The sequence below is a fragment of the Exiguobacterium sp. s5 genome, assembly GCF_018618075.1.
Classification (GTDB): domain Bacteria; phylum Bacillota; class Bacilli; order Exiguobacteriales; family Exiguobacteriaceae; genus Exiguobacterium; species Exiguobacterium mexicanum_A.
Genome location: NZ_JACSLK010000018.1, coordinates 1 through 381, shown reverse-complemented (window position 1 = coordinate 381; position 381 = coordinate 1). Strand labels below are relative to the sequence as shown.

The following is a 381-nucleotide window of genomic DNA, read 5'->3' as shown; positions in this document are numbered from 1 at the left end:
AACAAGGTAGCCGTATCGGAAGGTGCGGCTGGATCACCTCCTTTCTAAGGAAAATGCCCATGTGGCATTGCCCATCGTTCAGTTTTGAGAGACCAAATCTCTCGACAATCAAATTATGAGGGCCTATAGCTCAGCTGGTTAGAGCGCACGCCTGATAAGCGTGAGGTCGGTGGTTCGAGTCCACTTAGGCCCACCATTTTTTTGAGAATTCCTATATGGGGCCTTAGCTCAGCTGGGAGAGCGCCTGCCTTGCACGCAGGAGGTCAGCGGTTCGATCCCGCTAGGCTCCACTTTGTTCCTTGAAAACTGAAGATTCATCAAGACATCAAACCAATTAATTTCACATATGGTCCGTGAGGACCGTGTGTCTTAGACGCTAGA

General features: G+C 49.9%; 2 tRNA genes. Both read left to right on the top strand.

Annotated elements, in window-relative coordinates:
* Positions 1 to 119 precede the first annotated feature (119 nt).
* A tRNA-Ile gene (locus KNP60_RS15460) sits at positions 120 to 196 on the top strand.
* A gap of 21 nt (positions 197 to 217) precedes the next feature.
* Positions 218 to 290, top strand: a tRNA-Ala gene (locus tag KNP60_RS15455).
* The last annotated feature ends 91 nt before the right edge of the window (positions 291 to 381 follow it).